Genomic DNA, 16,616 nt, shown 5'->3' with positions numbered 1-16,616 from the left:
CCGGAGTCCGCGCCCCGGGGCACAGGCGACCCACACACGAGGAGCCAGTACGTGAACGCCAACGCCAGCCCCCAGCCGGAGGAACCGCGTCACCGAGCACGCGTTCCCGGTCATGTCGCCCTGGTCGGTTCCGGACCGGGCGGCGCCGACCTGCTGACCCTGCGCGGCGCCGAGCTGCTGCGCCGCGCCGACGTGGTCATCACCCTCCGCGAGCCCGCCGCCGACGAGCTCTCCGTCTTCCGCGACGAACTCCTCGCGCACTGCTCCGAGGACGTCTCCGTGATCGAGGCCGCAGAGTGCGGCGGTGACATCAACACCCTCGCCGTCACCCGCGCCCGGGAGGGCCAGCGGGTCGTGCGCCTGTACTCGGGCGACCCCTTCTTCGGCTGCCGCGGCGCTGAGCTGGTCGCCGCATGCAAGGAGGCCGGGGTCGAGGTCGAGGTCGCGCCCGGCGTCTCCTCGATCACCTCCGTCCCGACTTTCGGCGGCGTCTCCCTGCTCGCCGACGGCCAGCCCGAGCTGCGCGTCCTGCACGCGCGCCCGCACGGCGGCAAGGAGGTCGACTGGCAGGAGGCGGCCGCCAGCGACGCCCCGCTGGTCGTCCTGGGCGCGGACGCCCCCGCGGGCGAGGCGCCCGAGCACCAGGGGCCCGGATTCGACGTGGTGTGCAAGACCCTCATCGCCGGCGGCCGCTCCGCCACCACGCCCGTCGCGGTCGTGCGCGCCGGCGGGACCACCCGCCAGACCACCGTCACCTCGACGCTGGCCCGCCTGGTCGCCGATCTCAAGTCCACCGACGCCAAGAACCACCACGTCACCGCACCCGCGCTGATGATCGTCGGTGCACCGGTGGCCCGCCAGCCCGAGCTCTCCTGGTACGAGACCCGGCCGCTGTTCGGCTGGCGCGTCCTGGTGCCCCGCACCAAGGAGCAGGCCGCTGCCCTGTCCGACCAGCTGCGCGGCTACGGCGCGGTGCCCGAGGAGGTGCCCACCATCTCGGTGGAGCCTCCGCGTACCCCGCAGCAGATGGAGCGCGCCGTCCGCGGTCTGGTGACCGGCCGCTACCAGTGGGTCGCCTTCACCTCCGTGAACGCCGTGAAGGCCATCCGCGAGCGCCTGGAGTCCTACGGCCTGGACGCCCGCGCATTCGCCGGGGTCAAGGTCGCCGTGGTCGGCGATGCCACCGCGCAGGCGGTCCGGGAGTTCGGCATCCAGCCGGACCTGGAGCCGCCGGAGGACGCCCAGTCCAGCAAGGGCCTGGTGGAGGTCTGGCCGCCCTACGACGCCGAGATCGACCCCATCGAGCGGGTCCTGCTGCCGCGCGCGGACATCGCCACCGAGACGCTGGCCGCCGGTCTCACCGACCTCGGGTGGGAGATCGACGACGTCACGGCCTATCGCACCGTGCGCGCCGCGCCCCCGCCCCAGCCGGTCCGCGAGGCGATCAAGGGCGGCGGCTTCGACGCCGTGCTCTTCACGTCCTCGTCCACGGTGCGCAACCTGGTGGGGATCGCGGGCAAGCCGCACAACACCACCGCCATCGCCGTGATCGGTCCGGAGACCGAGAAGACCGCGATCGAGTTCGGGCTGCGCGTGGACGTCCTGGCACCGAAAGCCTCGGTTTCCGCCCTCGCGGAGGCACTTTCGGAGTACGGTGCGGCCAAGCGCCAGGAAGCGATCGATGCGGGCAAACCCGTCCTGAAGCCGAGCCAGAAGCGCCGCGGCCGCCGCCGCAAGCTCTGAAGCGAGCCTCGGCTCCGAAACCACCACCCAGCCGCACCACCCGGGAGCACCCCATGACCTCCGCCAGCTTCGACGCCGAGTTCCCCGTCGCCCGGCCCCGCCGTCTGCGCCGAGGCCCGGCGCTGCGTCGCCTGGTCGCGGAGACCCGGGTGCTCCCGGAGAACCTCATCCTGCCCATGTTCGTCAAGGAGGGGCTCACCTCTCCGGTGCCGATCTCCTCGATGCCCGGCCAGGTGCAGCACACCCGGGACAGCCTGCGCAAGGCCGCCCGTGACGCGGTCGAGGCGGGGGTCGGCGGGCTGATGCTGTTCGGCATCCCCGAGCACAAGGACAGCGTGGGCTCGCAGGCCGACGACCCGAACGGCGTCGTCCAGGCGGCGCTGCGCGACCTGGCCGCCGAGGTCGGCGACGACATCGTGGTGATGGCCGACCTGTGCCTGTGCGAGTACACCGACCACGGCCACTGCGGTCCGCTGGAGGAGGACGGGCACGTCAACAACGACCTCACCCTGGAACGGTACGCGTCCATCGCCGCCGCCCAGGCCGAGGCCGGTGCCGCCGTGGTCGCGCCCAGCGGCATGATGGACGGCCAGGTCGGGGCGATCCGCGCCGGGCTGGACCGGGCCGGTTTCCCGCAGGTGCCGATCCTGGCCTACGCGGCCAAGTACGCCTCCGTGTTCTACGGCCCCTTCCGCGAGGCCGCCGAGGGCGCACCCCGGTTCGGCGACCGCTCCGGCTACCAGCAGGACCCGGCCAACGTCCGCGAGTCCCTGCGCGAGGTGGCCCTGGACGTGGCCGAGGGCGCCGACATGGTCATGGTCAAACCGGGCCTGGCCTACCTCGACGTGGTCGCCAAGGTCGCGCAGTCCTCTCCGGTACCCGTGTCGGCCTATCAGGTCAGCGGTGAATACGCGATGATCGAGGCGGCGGCCGAGAAGGGCTGGCTCGACCGGGAACGGGCGATCCTGGAGACCCTGACCTCCTACCGGCGCGCGGGGGCCGAGCAGATCCTCACGTACTGGGCGACCGAGGCGGCCCGCCTGCTCCGGTAGCGCGACCAGACCCTCGCCCCGGTCGCGGCCGCCGGGCGCCGGGCTCTTCCACCCGGCCGCGCCCGCACCGATGACGACCGGGGAGCCTGGATGGCCGACGTGTTGTACCGACGGAAACGACGCCACGCTACGGACAGCATGCTGGAGTCGGCGCTGCGCTACGCCGAACTCGGCTGGCCGGTGGTCCGGGGCGCGACCCCGGGCGAGGACCGAGCGTGTACGTGCGACCGGATGGGCTGCCCGGACCCGGCGGCGCACCCGGTCACCGCGGCCTGGGGGGTGGAGGCCAGCACCGACACCGACACGATCCGCCGCTGGTGGACGGCGAGCCCGCAGGCCAACATCGTGCTCCCCACCGGCCGGGTCTTCGACGTCCTGGACGTGCCCCGCGAGGCCGGGGTGATGGCCCTGGCCCGGATGGGCCGCGCGGGCGTGCCGGCGGGCCCGGTCGCCGCCCTGGACGCGCGTTACCTGTTCTTCGTCGCCACCCGTTCTCCGATGGACGAGGACGAGTGGTGGTCCTGCCATCTGGACTGCGTCCCCGAGGCCGTCGAGGCGATGCCGGGCCTGCGCTGGCACTGCCGGGACAGCTTCGTCCTCGGCGCACCCTCCAACCTGCCCTCCGGCGGGCGCGTCACCTGGATCCGCACCCCGCGCGACGTCGAGGGTTCGGTGGTCCTTCCCGACCCCATCGCGGTCCTGGACATCCTCAACGACGCCAGCGAGGAGTTCGCGGTCCCGGGCGCCTGACCGCGAAGAGTGCCGGAACGCTCAGACCCCCGCCCGCTGACCCACAGCGCCAGGGCGGTGCGGTCGCGCGGGCCCGGCTCGCGCAGGATGTCGGTGACGTGGTTCTTGGCCGGGCAGGCGGCTCGTCGTCCTGGCGGGCGGGCCGGCTGCCGGATCCGCGTGGGCCGGGTGAGCGCCCCGGTACGCGGGGCGCCCTCAGGGGTCAGGAAGAACCGTCGCCGGAGGACACGGCGGTCTCGGGTTTGCCTTCGCGGCGGCGGGTGCTCAGTTCGTAGATCATCACCGCCACCAGCCACACCGCGGTGATCGGGATGACGAACCACAGCATCGCGGCGCTGAAGGGCTCCAGGAACGCGTGGTCGGTGGCCTGCACGACGAGGTAGGTGATGTAGGCCGCGTAGAAGCCGACGAGCAGCGCGCCCTCCCAGCGGGCCACGCCCAGCTTGGTCACGGCTATGGGCAGCAGCACGAGCGCCACCGCCACCATGATCGGCAGGTCGAAGCGCAGGGCCGCCGGGGCGACGGCGATCCCCCCGGGGGACACCATGGCGGTGATCCCCAGGACCGCGCCGATGTTGAACACGTTGCTGCCCACGATGTTGCCCACCGCCATGTCGCGTTCGCCCCGCCTGACCGCGACAACGCAGGTCACCAGTTCGGGCAGGGACGTACCGATCGCCACCACGGTCAGCCCGATCAGCAGGTCGCTCACCCCCAACGCCGTGGCGATCGCGCTGGCCCCGTAGACCAGCAGTCGTGCCCCCGCCACCAGCAGGCCCGCGCCCAGGACCACGAGCACCAGGTCGCGCAGGACCGACTTGGTCTTCGGGGTGGCCCGGAACGGCCCGCCCGTACCCGGGCCGGAGCTGTCGGTGCCCACCTGGACGGAGACCGGAGCGAGCGCTGACCGCCGTCGGGAGACGAACACCGTCACGGTGACGTAGACCAGCAGGATCGCGAACAGCAGAGCACCCTCGAAGCGGCCCAGGTTCCCGTCCAGGGCCATCAGGAGCGCCGCCACCGACAGTGCCGCCATCACCGGGATGTCGGCGCGGACGACCTGGGAGTTGACCGCCAGGGGGGCGAACACCGCCGACGCCCCGAGCACCAGCAGGATGTTGGCGATGTTGCTGCCCACGACGTTGCCCACGGCCAGCCCCGGATACCCCGAGAGCGCGGCGTCGGTGCTGACCGCCAGCTCCGGGGCCGAGGTCGTGAATGACACCACGGTCAGACCCACGACCAGCGAGGACATCCCCAGGGTCCGCGCCAGCGAACCCGCGCCGCGGACGAGTGACTCCCCTCCGGCCACCAACAGAACGAATCCCGCCACCAGAGCGAGGATCACCAGTACGTTCACGCGAACCCTTCGATCGTGTCGCTGTGCGGCTGCGCCGCGTTCGGCGTGTACGTCGGCTGCGGGGCCCGCCCCTGTCGGTTGGTTGCCGCCGGAGCGAAACCGTTCCGAAGGGCGGGGCGTTCCTGTCCGTCTCGGCCGGGGGAGCCTGGCACGGTCCCGTGGGCCCTGCGCATACGCGCGTACCGATGGCACTCGTGCCGCGGTGTTCTCCGCTGTCCGGTCCGGTGGGCGCAGGCCCGGCGGGCAGGGAGTTCTTCTCACCTCTTCGTCGGTTCCAACGTAATGGACGGGGCGCCGGGTGGTGGTGAGTACGGGCCAGGACGACGACCTCCTCGGGACACCCTCCGCCCTGCCGTCCGGCGGGCGCCTCACCTGGAACCGTACCACGCGCGACGTCGAGGGCCCGGTGGTCCTTCCCGACCCGATCGCGGTGCTGGACATCCTCGACGACGCCAGCGAGGAGTTCGCGGTCCCGGGCGCGCTGGCCGGTGGGCGTCGGCGTCATGTTGGTCGGTGTCGTCACCGGCCTGGTCGGGATTCTGGTTCCGGGGACCCTCTGGGCGACGCTCATGGGGATGCTGATGATGCCCGCGATCTTGCTCGGTTGCGCTTTCCCGTTCATGGGAGACCAGGGCTGGAGGAACGAGTCCATGCGCGGCACGTGGATACCGGAAAAACGATGGTGAACAGGAGATCCGGTGCTTCCGAAGTCCTGTTCACCACCGGATAACACAACCGTTCCGGAGCGGGGAGCCTCCGTCGCGCGCCCCCTCGGAGTCCGCGTCAGAGCTCCGTGGCGTTGACGACGATCCCGTCGTGGTCGCTGTAGAGCCACTCACCCGGGACGAACGTGACGTCGCCGAAGGTGACCGGGACGTCCTGGCGCCCGGCGGCGTCCTTGAGGGACTTGCGGGGGTTGGAGCCGAGCGCCTTCACGCCGAGCTCCAGCTGACCGAGGGCGACGGTGTCGCGGACCGCGCCGTTGACGACCACCCCGGCCCAGCCGTTGCGCACGGCGGCCCCGGCGATCAGGTCGCCCATCAGGGCGCTGCGCGGGGACCCGTTGCCGTCCACGACCAGGACGGCGCCCTCTCCGGGGGAGTTGAGGACCTGTTTGACCAGCCCGTTGTCCTCGTGGCAGCGGACGGTGCGGATCGGCCCGGAGAACACCTCGTGCCCGCCGTACTGACGGAACTGCGTGGAGCAGCTGCGCAGGGTGTCGCCGTGGTCGTCGATCAGGTCCGCCGTGGTGAAGTTCGTGGTCATGACAGCTCCGGTCTGTGAGAGAGCGGGTGGACCAGTCCAAAGTTACTTTCCGGTACAGCGAGCGGCCGCGGCCGGGGCGCGCGTCCGCTCCACCGACGGGGTCCACATCTTTCGCGGGGATCGCGCTTTCACGGCCTTAGGAGGGTCCGGCAGATGACAGGATAAGGACCTTCCCGTCATCCACTCGTGGGAGTCCCGTCACCGGGACGTCGCCCAGCCTTCCCCCTGCTGTAAGAGCGGCTCTTCTCCCCGTACGACCCCTGGAGAGAGATGGTTTCCGAGATCTTCGCCATCAGTACCGCCTGGTCGCGATCCCTGATCGAGTTCGCCGACGGACTCGCCCCCTGGGCCCAGACGGCAGCGGTGTGGGGCACCGACCTGTTCCTCGGTGTCTTCGCGATCCTTTTCCTCATGGCCTGGTGGCGATCCCGATCCGTCAACTCGCGCCTGGTCGGCCTGGCTCTCTTCGCCCCGGTCGCCACCGTCATCGCCTACGGCGCCAGCCTGACCCTCAAGTCGTTCTTCGAACAGCTGCGCCCCTGCCAGGCCATGACCGACCTGAACACCATTGCCACGTGCGATCCGATCGGTGACTGGTCCTTCCCGAGCAACCACGCCGCCATCGCCGGCGCCGCGGCCGCCGCCGTCATCGTCGCCTGGCGCCGCTTCGCCGTCGCGGCGATCCTCTTCGCGGTCCTGGAAGCCTTCTCCCGGGTCCTCGTCGGCGCGCACTTCCCGCACGACGTCACCGTCGGCCTCCTCGTCGGCGCCGCCGTCGCCACCCTGGTCTCGCTCCTGGCGGCCCGCCCGATGACCGCCCTGGTCGACAAACTCGCCGAGGTCGACCTCCTGCGGCCCCTCCTGCGAGCCGAACCCGCCGTCCGAGGCCCCGAGATCGAACAGATCCGCGAGGACTCCCACAGCAGGGTGTAGGCCCCGCTCCTGAACAGCACGTGTGCCCCGCCCCACCCCCGGGAGGCGGGGCACACGTGTATGCCACGGGTTTCAGAACGTAGGCCATGGGGCCGTGGCATCCCCTGGGGTGGGGTGGTTTTTCCGCGCGAAGAGCGGCTAGACCACCTTCGGGGAGGGGGGAAGTTCGCCATGTTGCTGAGTTTCCGCGCAGAGAACCACAAGTCCATCCGTGAGGAGCAGCAGCTCCTCCTCACCCCCCCCCGCCTACGACGACGCCCGTCCCGAATCCGCTGACTGGGAGGCCGTCACCGTCGCGGGCGTCTTCGGCACCAACGCTTCGGGGAAGTCGAACCTGCTCGACGCGCTCTCCTTCATGCGGGACACCGTCCGTTGGTCCATGAACCACGGAGAACCCGGAAGCGGTATCCACAGGGAGCCCTTCGCGCTTGACGCCGAAGCGGCCACGGACCCCTCCATCTTCGTCATCGACCTGATGCTCTCCGGGGTCCGCCACACCTACGGCTTCGCCATCGACGACGGACAGGTGACGGAGGAGTGGCTGTACACCTATCCGAAGCGTCGCAAGCGTGTCGTCTTCGAGCGCGACGGCGAGGACTTCGCGTTCGGGCTCCAGCACGCCCGCGAACGGGCCGAACGCCTTCCACCCGGATCGGACCCCAGCACGGAGGTCCACAGGCTCGTGCGGGCGATCCTGCGCGACTGAGGTGCCATCGGACACCGTGGAACGCGTTGCGGGGCGGGTCACGGTCGCGGGAGAGAGGACAGCTGACACACTGGTGAGGTGGGTACTCAACAGACTTCAGCAGAGCTCTTCCAGCGGGCGGCCGCCGTCGTCCCCGGCGGCGTGAACTCGCCCGTGCGCGCCTTCGGTGCCGTCGGCGGCACCCCGCCGTTCTTCGTCAAGGGCGAAGGCCCCTACCTCACGGACTCCGACGGTCGCCAGTACGTCGACCTCGTCTGCTCATGGGGGCCGCTCATCCTCGGGCACGCGAACCCGGCGGTCGTGGAGGCCCTCCACGGCCAGGTCGCGGCCGGGACCTCCTACGGCGCTCCGACCCCCGGCGAGGTCGAGCTCGCCGAGCTGATCGTCGAGCGCACCCCCGTGGAGAAGGTCCGCCTGGTCAACTCCGGGACCGAGGCCACCATGTCCGCGATCCGGCTCGCGCGCGGGTTCACCGGCCGCAGCAAGATCATCAAGTTCGCCGGCAACTACCACGGCCACGTCGACGCCCTGCTCGCCGCCGCCGGTTCCGGGCTGGCCACGTTCGCCCTCCCCGACTCCCCGGGCGTCACCGGGGCCAGCGCCGCCGACACCCTGGTGCTGCCCTACAACGACGTCGAGGCCGTCGAGCGCGCCTTCGCCGAGTACGGCGACGACATCGCCTGCGTCATCGCCGAGGCCTGCCCCGCCAACATGGGCGTCGTCCCGCCCAAGGCCGGGTTCAACGCCCGCCTCAAGGAGATCGCGCACGCCAACGGCGCCCTGCTGATCCTCGACGAGGTCCTCACCGGCTTCCGGGTCAGCGCCTCCGGCTGGTTCGGTCTGGAGGGAGTGGCCCCCGACCTCATGACCTTCGGCAAGGTCATGGGCGGCGGCCTGCCCGCCGCGGCCTTCGGCGGCCGCGCCGAGATCATGGACCGGCTGGCGCCCGACGGCCCCGTCTACCAGGCCGGCACCCTGTCCGGTAACCCGCTGGCGACCGCGGCCGGTCTGGCGACCCTGCGCGGCGCGACCCCCGAGGTCTACGCGCACATCGACAGCGTCTCCGCGCAGGTCGAGGCCGAGATCTCCAAGGCGCTCAGCGCCGAGGGCGTGACCCACCGGGTCCAGAGCGGCGGCAACCTGTTCACGGTGTTCTTCACCGACCAGGAGGTCACCGACTTCGACAGCGCCCGCACCACGGACACCAAGGTGTTCGCCGCGTTCTTCCACGCCATGCTCGAACAGGGCGTCTACCTGCCGCCCGCCGCCTTCGAGGCGTGGTTCTTCTCCGCCGCCCACGACGAGGCCGCCATCGACAGGGTCGTCGCGGCGCTGCCCGAGGCCGCCCGGGCCGCGGCCCGGGCCCAGGGCTGAGCCGATGCCCGCACCACGGACAGTGCCCGCACCCCGGACAGAAAGACTGCCACGATGACCACGACCACCGTCGTCCACCTGCTTCGGCACGGTGAGGTGTACAACCCCGAGAAGGTCCTCTACGGTCGGCTGCCCGACTACCACCTGAGCGACCGGGGCCAGCGGATGGCGGAGATGGCCGCCGACTGGTTCGAGGGCCACGACATCGCGGCCCTGTTCTCGTCGCCGCTGGACCGCACCCAGGAGACCGCGGAGCCGCTGCAGAAGGCGTTCGACCTTCCGGTCACCCTGGACGACCGGATGATCGAGGCGGCCAACAAGTTCGAGGGCATGTCGCTGTCCAGCAAGTCCGCGCGCGATCCCCAGGTGCTGAAGCGGCTCTACAACCCCTTCAAGCCCTCCTGGGGCGAACCGTACCAGCAGATCGTCGACCGGATGGTCGAGGTCATCAAGGTCGCCCGGCGGGCCGCCTGGGGCCGTGAGGCCGTGTGCGTCAGCCACCAGCTGCCGATCTGGATGGCCCGCCGCGCGGCCGAGGGCAAGCGCCTGTGGCGCCGACCCGACCTGCGGGAATGTAACCTCGCCAGTGTCACGTCGCTGACCTTCGCGGATCAGCGGCTGGCCAGCGTCAGCTACGCCGAACCGGCCGCCGTGCTCTACGGTGACGGTCCGTCGCTTCCCGGGGCCTGACCCGTCAGGGTTGCCCGTAGCGGTAAGCTGGGGCCACGGGTGCGGTAGACGTGCGTCTAGTGAGCGTCGTCCTCCCCGGGGCCCGCCCCGGTCGCACCGGCCACCCGCGCCGTGCGCGCGTGTGCCCGGGCGAGCCCAGCAACCGCATCCGAGCCAGCCGGTGTTCGTCACCAGTGGTTCGGCATGTCCGTACTCACTCGTCAGCGAGAAGGTGATCCCATGGGTTCCGTCATCAAGAAGCGCCGTAAGCGGATGGCGAAGAAGAAGCACCGCAAGCTGCTCAAGCGCACGCGTGTGGCTCGTCGCAACAAGAAGTAGGACCGTTCGCGGCGTACGTCGTCTCTCCGCGGGCGCGGGCGGGCCCAGGCACGCCCCGGACGCGGAGACACTTCACTTTCCCTGCCCGGCTCTTTGCCGGGCAATGGAATTTTCTGGGTGAACCACTGTTGTGTTTCACGGGTCGCGGTCGCCGGTTCACCCCAGAGCGGGTGAACGGTCCGCGGGCCATCCGGACCACTACCGTCTCCTTTCAAGGAACGTGTCGCCATGGCTCGTGTCGTACTCGTCACCGGGGTTTCCAGCCCCCTCGCCGCCGGGGTCGCACAGACCCTGAGCAAGGAGCCCGGCGTGCACCGGGTGATCGGCGCGGACTCCTCACCGCCACCGAGCGGAACCACGGGGGTCGAGTACCAGCACGTCGACCTGCACGACGGCAGCCTGGACCGCATCGTCGCCGAGTCCGGCGCGGAGCTGGTCCTGCATCTGGGCCTGGACACCGAGAAGGGCCCGAACCGGGAGGACAACCTCCTGGGCACCATGCGGGTGCTGGGCGCGGCCCAGCGCTCCGCCACCGTCCGCCGGCTCGTGGTGCGCTCCAGCGCCACCCTGGACGCCGACGACGCCGCCGAGGTCGAGCGGCACACCCGCGGCCTCCAGCGCCGCCGCCCCGACCTGTCCGTGGCCGTCCTCAGGTTCGCGAACCTCATCGGTCCGTCCGTGGACACCCCCCTCACCCGTTACATGGACTCCCGCGTCGTGCCCACCGTCATGGGCCGCGACCCGCGCGTGCAGTTCCTGCACGAGGACGACGGCGCCGAGGCGCTGGTGCGCATGGCGCTCAGCGACCGGACCGGTTTCTTCGACGTCTCCGCGGCGGACGCCGTCCCGCTCTCCCACTGCCTGCGCCGTATCGGCGGCCAGCGCTTCCCGGTCCCCGCACGCGGGCTCAGGGTGCTGCGCGGCGTGGCCAAGCACGGTCGGATCGACTACGCCAGCTCCAGCGCGGCTCGCGCGGTGGGAGCGGGCCTGACCGCCTCCCGGCTGGACCCCGCTCCGCTGAGCCGGGCCCTGGACTGGGCACCCTCCTACAGCTCCGCCGAGGCCTTCGAGTCCTACGCGCACAGCCGCGGCGGCTCCCCCCGCAACCGAGGCGCCGGTCTGCGCCCGGTCCACGTCCTCGCCCTGGCCCGCGCGACCCTGGGCCGTTAGGGGCCCGCCAGCCGAGCCAGCCCCCGGGTTCGATTTCGGCCCCTTCTTTCGCCGTGATCTTGCTACCAGAGGCAAGGTTGGCGCCGATTTCGCTTCTGGTAGCAAGATCACGGCGAAGAGACGGGTTGCGGAAGCAGCGGACACACACCCGCCCGGGTTAAGGACATCACGCCCGCTCATGCGCCCGTCCCTCCGCCGGTTTTCCCGCTGGACCCCGGAGTCGGCCTGCGGAGCCCCAGCACCCTCGCCGCCGTCTTTGCGTCACGAGGAAGGAACGGCCGCGAGGGCCAGGCGTTGAGCGCGGACGGGTGGAGGGCCCCGGGCAGTTGGTCGGCGAAACCCCGGACACCCCCTCCGAACTGCTCCGGGCCGCGCTACGCGGGGCGTCCTACCAGTCGCGCATCTCCTCGGCCCAGGCCCGCAGGCCCGCCGCGAACCCCTTCCTGTCCCGCTCCGGCAGACGCTCCATCGCGCGCTGGAGCGGTGCGGCCTGTGCCGCCACCAAGGACTCCACCGAGGGCCGGTAGTCCTCGGCCAGGCTGAGGAGGGTGCGTCGCCGGTTGTCGGGGTCTCCCTCCGCCACCACGAGCCCAGCGCGTCGCAGGTCCCCGGCCAGCTCGCTCGCGGTCGGTACCGACACCGCCATCCGCCTGGCGAGTTCGGACACCCCGATCGACGGGACCACTGCCAACTGGCCGAGCACTCCACCGTGCCGCGCGGTCAGCCCGTGTTCGGCGAACACTGAGGCGACCTTGGCGGGCATGTCCACCCGGATCCGCCGGAAGTAGACCTCCAGCTGGGGTATGACGCCCAGCTCCGCCACGAGTGCGCGGTCCGGTCCGTCAGAGGGCTCTGGGGGCCTGTCGTCTGTCATACACACGAGCATATAATTTGTATTCCCAAACTATTTGGAAATGCAAAGTGTTGGGCTAGGCTCAGGTGTCGGAGAGCGAGCCGAGGGGCCCGTGCCCCGAGTGAGGAGGAACCGATGCCCAGCAACCGCCCTGGCCAGCACCGAACCGACTTCCTCGAGCCCCGCCCCTACGGCTACGTGTATGTCGGCGCGAGCATCGCCCCGCCCGGGCGCGCGCCGCTGGTCCGGCGCAGCCGGGAGCTGGACGACGCCCTGGTGGAGTTCCGCGGGATCGCGGAGGAGCTGGAGCGGCTCCCCGCCGTCGTCGCCACTACGGTCTACGAGGCGGTGTTCATGCCTCCGCTACCGGGCGGCCCGCGCTTCGACGTGGTCCTGCTCGTCACCACCACCGCACCCGAAGCCGTGCCGGACGTGTTGGACTCCGACCCCTACCGCCGCCTGGACGGCGAACTCGTGATGACGGCCGAGAACACCAGCCGGATCGGGGAGACCGGAGACGATCCCTCCGCCACGTTTCTGCTCAACCACTTCACCGCGCCGGACCCCGAACGGGCCCAGGCGGTCTGGGAGGGGCTGACCCGCTGGTACACCGACGTGGTCGGGGTGGACAACTCGACCCTGCTCCGGCCGTTGACAGAGGCGCCCTACGCGCTCGTCAACCACGTGCGGATCCCGGGCGGGCCGGGGCGCTTCCTGTTCGCCCAGTTCCGTCGACCGAGCTTCTACCGACACGTGCGCGGCGCCCTGAAGGCCGAAGGCATGCTGGCCCGGCCCGTGTTCTACCGGCGTGCGTTCCACCGGCGCGCGTGAGGCCCGCGCTCGCCTGGGCCCGGGCCCGGCACCGACCTCAGCGGGCGGTGGGGGATCTGCGGTGTCTGACGGCGCGTACCGCCACGGCTCCGGCGACGGCGCCCGCCACGGCGGCGGGAACTGCCACCTTCAGCGCCGCCCGGTGCCTGCGGAAGTCGTGTACCGGCCACTCGTGGGTGCGCGCGTACCGGCGCAGGTCCCCGTCCGGGTTGACCGCGTGCGGGTCGCCGACCAGGGAGAGCAGCGGCAGGTCGTTGGAGGAGTCGCTGTAGGCCGAACAGGCCGACAGGTCCCACCCTTCCTTGTGGGCGAGCGCCCGCACCGCCACGGCCTTGGCCGGACCGTGCAGCAGGTCGCCGTTGAGCCGTCCCGTGTACACCCCGTCGATGCTCTCGGCCTCGGTGCCCAGCGCGCCCGTCAGCCCCAGGCGGCGGCGGATGATCTGGGCCAGTTCCACCGGGGTCGCGGTGACCAGCCACACCGGCCGCCCGGCGTCCAGGTGGCCCTGCACGAGCGCGCGGGTGCCCTCCCAGATGCGGTCGGCCATGGTGTCGTCGTAGATCTCCTCGCACAGGGAGACCAGGTCCTGTACGTCGTGCCCGGCGACGAAGGCCAGGGCGGCCTCGCGGGCGGCGTTGATGTGCTCGGGCTGCTCGCTTCCGGTCACCCGGAACACCGTCTGCCCCCACGCGAACCGCATCAGGTCCCGGGTGGTGAACAGGTCGCGGGAGGCCAGGCCGCGGGCGAAGTGGTAGATCGACGCGCCGCGCATCAGCGTGTTGTCCACGTCGAAGAAGGCGGCTCCGGTGCCGACCGGATTCGGGGAAACGGCGTCGTGTGACACGGTTCTCTCCTGGCTTGGGTGGGGGAGGCGACCCTCCGGATCTCCGGGGTGGCGCTCCCCGCGTACTGCGAGCTTATGACCACCTACGGGCCGAGTGCGGCGACTGCGCGACGCCGTCAAACCTGGTGATGAAGATCACAGTGTCGAACCCGGTTTCGGCCTCCACTCTGCGGGATCTTCCCGGAGACTGTCCCACCGAAAGTGCACGGGGTGCACATCCACCCGTTGTCGTGCAGCATCATTGTCGAGATGGTCACGGTAGGACTGACATTCATAAGCGCGTTGGTGGGCTGGAGCGCCACCGCCGCGCTGACCGCTTATGCCCAACGCCGTCCCAGTGTGGCAGCGATCGCCTGGCTGGTCGCCGCCTTCGGTGTGACGCTCGGTCTCAGCGCCGCGGTGATCGGTGTGCTCTTCGACTTCGGGGAGCTCACCTTCCGGCTGCTGCACATCGGTGTCAGCCTCATAGGTCCGCTCTTCATGGCCTGGGGCGCACTGGAATACGCGGTCCGTTCGCCGAACGCCCGCTTCACCGCGCGCCTGTTCGTCACCGCCCTGACCGTCGTTCCCCTCGTGGTGCTGAGCGTCGACCGCATCAGCGGCCGGTTCGGCACCGCTTTCCCTCCGCTGGGCGACCACTACGACCTGATCCCCCGCTCGCTGGTCAACGGTGTGCAGGGCTTCGTCGCCATCATCCTCGTCCTCGCGGTCATCGCCGTCGCCCGACGCGGATCCCGTGGTTCCGGCATGACCGACCTCTCGGTGCTGGGGCTGGTCGTCCTCGCGGTGCTCCTCTGCGTCGTGGTCGGCCGCATGGGGCTCGGCTCCCTCGGCCCGCTGCTGATGCTCGGCGCGATCTCGTCCCTCTGGGGCGCCGCGGCGCTGGTCGCCAAGCCGCGCCGTGACCTCTACGACGATGACGACTACTACGACGACGAGTACGACGACGAAGACGACGAACTCGACGACGAGCCCCAGGAGGAGCCCGTGCGCCGCAAGCGCCGCAACGCCGACACCTACGACGACCTCTACGCGGACGCCCCCGCCCCGCCGCCCAGCAAGCTGCGCGGCGTCATCACGATCTACACGCTCGCCGAAGGCCAGGGCGGCGGGTTCGACCAGCTCGCCAACGCCGTCGTCGCCGAGGTCGCCAAACGCGAGCCGGACACCCTTCTGTTCGCCGCGCACATCGTGCCCAGCGCGCCCCTGCAGCGCATCGTCTACGCGATCTACCGGGACGAACTCGCCCAGGAGGAGCACGAGCAGCAGCCGCACGTCGTGGAGTTCACCCGGCGCCTGACCGCGCACGTGGTGGCCACCAACGTGATCGAACTCTCCCTCTCCGGCGCAGCCGCCAACGACGGCCTCGCCGCCATGCTGATGCCCCGCTGAACAGGCAAGACCCGGGTTGGCGCGGCCCTCCGGCGAAGGCCGGAGCGCTGTCTGGCGCCCACGGGCGCGTCCGGTGGGCGCAACCGACCCCGGGCGCCGTGCGTCTCAACCAGGGTGAAGTACCCTTCCCTACAGGTTTTTCATGACCGGCACCCGTCGGGTGCCGATGGCGTGTGACCGAGACCGGCCGGATGACCCAGCCGAGAGCCGCGCCGGAGCCAAAGAAAGTGTGCTGGGAGTCCGATGCGTAAGTTCCTTGTCGTCTTCCTGATCCTTCTCGCCGCGCTCGTCGTGGCGGCGGATATCGGAGCGCGTTCGTTCGCGCAGAACACCCTGGCCGAGCGGCTGGCGCAGCAGATGGAGATGTCCGAGGAACCCGACGTCTCGATCGAGGGCTGGGCCTTCCTTCCCCAGGTGGTCAGCGGTACCTACACCGAGGTCAACATCGAGGCGGCCAGCGCCACCATGGGCGGGGTGACGGTCGAGAAGGTCGAGGCGACCGCCTCCGAGGTCGAGGCCCCGCTGAGCGACCTGATGAACGAGCCCACGGTGACCGCGGGCCGGGTGGACGGCTCCTTCGTGGTCCCCTACACCTACTTCAACCCGTACCTGCCCGAGGGCATGACCATCAGCACCGAGAACGGCGAGCCCCGCATCAGCGGTGAGCTGGCCTTCCCCGAGCTGGGCCTGAGCACCTCGGTCTCCACCGGCGGCGAGTTCACCGTCGAGGACGACACCCTGTACGTGACCCCGATCGACATCGAGGTGGGCGACGTGCCCTTCGACGTCGACGGCGTGGTCACGAACATGCTGACCTTCAGCGCCCAGGTGCCCGAGCTGCCCTTCGGCCTGACCGCTACGGACATGGAGGCCACCTCAAGCGGCCTCAAGATCACCGGCACCGGCGAGGACGTCCCGCTGACGGGCTCCGAGGCCGTCTGATGGCCCCGGCGACGGAGAAGCTCGGCGCCGACCTCCTCGGCGCCGAGCTGGGCGCGAGAGCCACGCTCGTGCAGTTCTCCAGCGCCTTCTGCCAGCCCTGCCGCGCCACCCGCCGCGTCCTGGAGGACGTGGCGGGCATGGTCGAGGGGGTGGCCCACGTGGAGGTCGACGCGGAGTCCCGGCTCGACCTCGTGCGTGCGTGGGAGATTCAGGAAACCCCCACGGTGTTCGTGCTCGCCGCGGACGGTCGGGTGGTCCGCCGGGCCGGGGGCCAGCCCCGCAAGGCGGACGTGATCGCCGCGCTCGGCGAGGTCGTGCTCTGAACCCGGTCGGTCCGCCTCCCTGTCTCACAGCGTGGAATGCTCATCTTGTGATCCAGGACACCAGTGACA

At 70.9% G+C, this 16,616-nt stretch carries 17 protein-coding genes and 1 pseudogene; 14 read left to right on the top strand and 4 right to left on the bottom strand.

Features of this window, described 5'->3' with window-relative positions; translation table 11 throughout:
* Positions 1-51: 51 nt before the first annotated feature.
* The 3 genes from HNR07_RS21830 (at position 52) to HNR07_RS21820 (ending at position 3,545) form a co-directional block, all read left to right on the top strand.
* Positions 52-1,743 carry a bifunctional uroporphyrinogen-III C-methyltransferase/uroporphyrinogen-III synthase gene (locus HNR07_RS21830; protein ID WP_184366604.1) on the top strand — a complete coding sequence of 564 codons (1,692 nt, stop codon included), beginning with the start codon at positions 52-54 and terminating at the stop codon, positions 1,741-1,743.
* Positions 1,744-1,796: 53 nt separating this feature from the next.
* Positions 1,797-2,795 carry a porphobilinogen synthase gene (gene hemB / locus HNR07_RS21825; protein WP_184366603.1) on the top strand — a complete coding sequence of 333 codons (999 nt, stop codon included), beginning with the start codon at positions 1,797-1,799 and terminating at the stop codon, positions 2,793-2,795.
* 90 nt (positions 2,796-2,885) lie between these two features.
* On the top strand, positions 2,886-3,545 hold the full coding sequence (locus tag HNR07_RS21820) for a bifunctional DNA primase/polymerase (protein WP_246420433.1): 660 nt from the start codon (positions 2,886-2,888) through the stop codon (positions 3,543-3,545).
* Between the two features lie 202 nt (positions 3,546-3,747).
* Here the strand turns inward: HNR07_RS21820 and HNR07_RS21815 are convergent, their stop codons facing one another.
* Positions 3,748-4,905, bottom strand: a complete 1,158-nt coding sequence (locus HNR07_RS21815; protein ID WP_184366602.1) for a calcium/sodium antiporter — start codon at positions 4,903-4,905, stop codon at positions 3,748-3,750.
* Between the two features lie 316 nt (positions 4,906-5,221).
* Between HNR07_RS21815 and HNR07_RS35100 the strand changes: the two are divergent.
* A pseudogene (locus HNR07_RS35100) lies at positions 5,222-5,380 on the top strand (bifunctional DNA primase/polymerase); the annotation flags it as partial.
* Between the two features lie 308 nt (positions 5,381-5,688).
* Here the strand turns inward: HNR07_RS35100 and rraA are convergent.
* Entirely contained in the window at positions 5,689-6,171 is a 483-nt protein-coding gene (gene rraA, locus HNR07_RS21810; protein ID WP_184366601.1) for a ribonuclease E activity regulator RraA, read from the bottom strand.
* 270 nt (positions 6,172-6,441) lie between these two features.
* Between rraA and HNR07_RS21805 the strand changes: the two genes are divergently transcribed.
* The 6 genes from HNR07_RS21805 to HNR07_RS21780 all read left to right on the top strand — a co-directional run bounded on the left by HNR07_RS21805 (position 6,442) and on the right by HNR07_RS21780 (position 11,362).
* Positions 6,442-7,104 carry a phosphatase PAP2 family protein gene (locus HNR07_RS21805; protein ID WP_184366600.1) on the top strand — a complete coding sequence of 221 codons (663 nt, stop codon included), beginning with the start codon at positions 6,442-6,444 and terminating at the stop codon, positions 7,102-7,104.
* Positions 7,105-7,315: 211 nt separating this feature from the next.
* Positions 7,316-7,810: an AAA family ATPase gene (locus HNR07_RS35095; protein ID WP_312893929.1), complete on the top strand. Its 495-nt coding sequence runs from the start codon at positions 7,316-7,318 to the stop codon at positions 7,808-7,810.
* Between the two features lie 78 nt (positions 7,811-7,888).
* A complete protein-coding gene (gene hemL, locus HNR07_RS21795; protein WP_184366599.1) occupies positions 7,889-9,184 on the top strand; it encodes a glutamate-1-semialdehyde 2,1-aminomutase in 1,296 nt (431 codons plus the stop codon).
* Positions 9,185-9,238: 54 nt separating this feature from the next.
* Positions 9,239-9,874 (top strand): histidine phosphatase family protein, encoded by a 636-nt coding sequence (locus HNR07_RS21790; RefSeq protein WP_184366598.1) that lies wholly within the window; start codon positions 9,239-9,241, stop codon positions 9,872-9,874.
* Between the two features lie 219 nt (positions 9,875-10,093).
* Positions 10,094-10,192 (top strand): 30S ribosomal protein bS22, encoded by a 99-nt coding sequence (locus tag HNR07_RS21785; RefSeq protein ID WP_013155353.1) that lies wholly within the window; start codon positions 10,094-10,096, stop codon positions 10,190-10,192.
* A gap of 228 nt (positions 10,193-10,420) precedes the next feature.
* Positions 10,421-11,362: an NAD-dependent epimerase/dehydratase family protein gene (locus tag HNR07_RS21780; RefSeq protein ID WP_184366597.1), complete on the top strand. Its 942-nt coding sequence runs from the start codon at positions 10,421-10,423 to the stop codon at positions 11,360-11,362.
* A gap of 388 nt (positions 11,363-11,750) precedes the next feature.
* Here HNR07_RS21780 and HNR07_RS21775 read toward each other — a convergent pair whose 3' ends face one another.
* Entirely contained in the window at positions 11,751-12,236 is a 486-nt protein-coding gene (locus tag HNR07_RS21775) for a MarR family winged helix-turn-helix transcriptional regulator (protein ID WP_246420431.1), read from the bottom strand.
* 114 nt (positions 12,237-12,350) lie between these two features.
* Between HNR07_RS21775 and HNR07_RS21770 the strand changes: the two genes are divergently transcribed.
* Positions 12,351-13,046, top strand: a complete 696-nt coding sequence (locus tag HNR07_RS21770; RefSeq protein WP_184366595.1) for a hypothetical protein — start codon at positions 12,351-12,353, stop codon at positions 13,044-13,046.
* Positions 13,047-13,083: 37 nt separating this feature from the next.
* Here the strand turns inward: HNR07_RS21770 and HNR07_RS21765 are convergent, their stop codons facing one another.
* Positions 13,084-13,890, bottom strand: a complete 807-nt coding sequence (locus HNR07_RS21765) for an HAD family hydrolase (protein ID WP_184366594.1) — start codon at positions 13,888-13,890, stop codon at positions 13,084-13,086.
* Positions 13,891-14,139: 249 nt separating this feature from the next.
* Here HNR07_RS21765 and HNR07_RS21760 point away from each other — a divergent pair, with 249 nt between their 5' ends.
* The 3 genes from HNR07_RS21760 (at position 14,140) to HNR07_RS21750 (ending at position 16,547) form a co-directional block, all read left to right on the top strand.
* Positions 14,140-15,282: a putative quinol monooxygenase gene (locus tag HNR07_RS21760; RefSeq protein WP_184366593.1), complete on the top strand. Its 1,143-nt coding sequence runs from the start codon at positions 14,140-14,142 to the stop codon at positions 15,280-15,282.
* A 243-nt stretch (positions 15,283-15,525) separates the two neighbouring features.
* Positions 15,526-16,224: an LmeA family phospholipid-binding protein gene (locus HNR07_RS21755; RefSeq protein WP_184366592.1), complete on the top strand. Its 699-nt coding sequence runs from the start codon at positions 15,526-15,528 to the stop codon at positions 16,222-16,224.
* The gene (locus HNR07_RS21750; RefSeq protein WP_184366591.1) at positions 16,224-16,547 is read left to right on the top strand and encodes a TlpA family protein disulfide reductase; all 324 of its coding nucleotides are present in this window, start codon (positions 16,224-16,226) and stop codon (positions 16,545-16,547) included. The genes HNR07_RS21755 and HNR07_RS21750 overlap by 1 nt, the downstream gene beginning before the upstream one ends.
* The last annotated feature ends 69 nt before the right edge of the window (positions 16,548-16,616 follow it).

The sequence above is a fragment of the Nocardiopsis metallicus genome, from assembly GCF_014201115.1.
Classification (GTDB): Bacteria; Actinomycetota; Actinomycetes; order Streptosporangiales; family Streptosporangiaceae; genus Nocardiopsis; species Nocardiopsis metallicus.
This window is presented reverse-complemented; position numbering and strand designations above follow the sequence as displayed.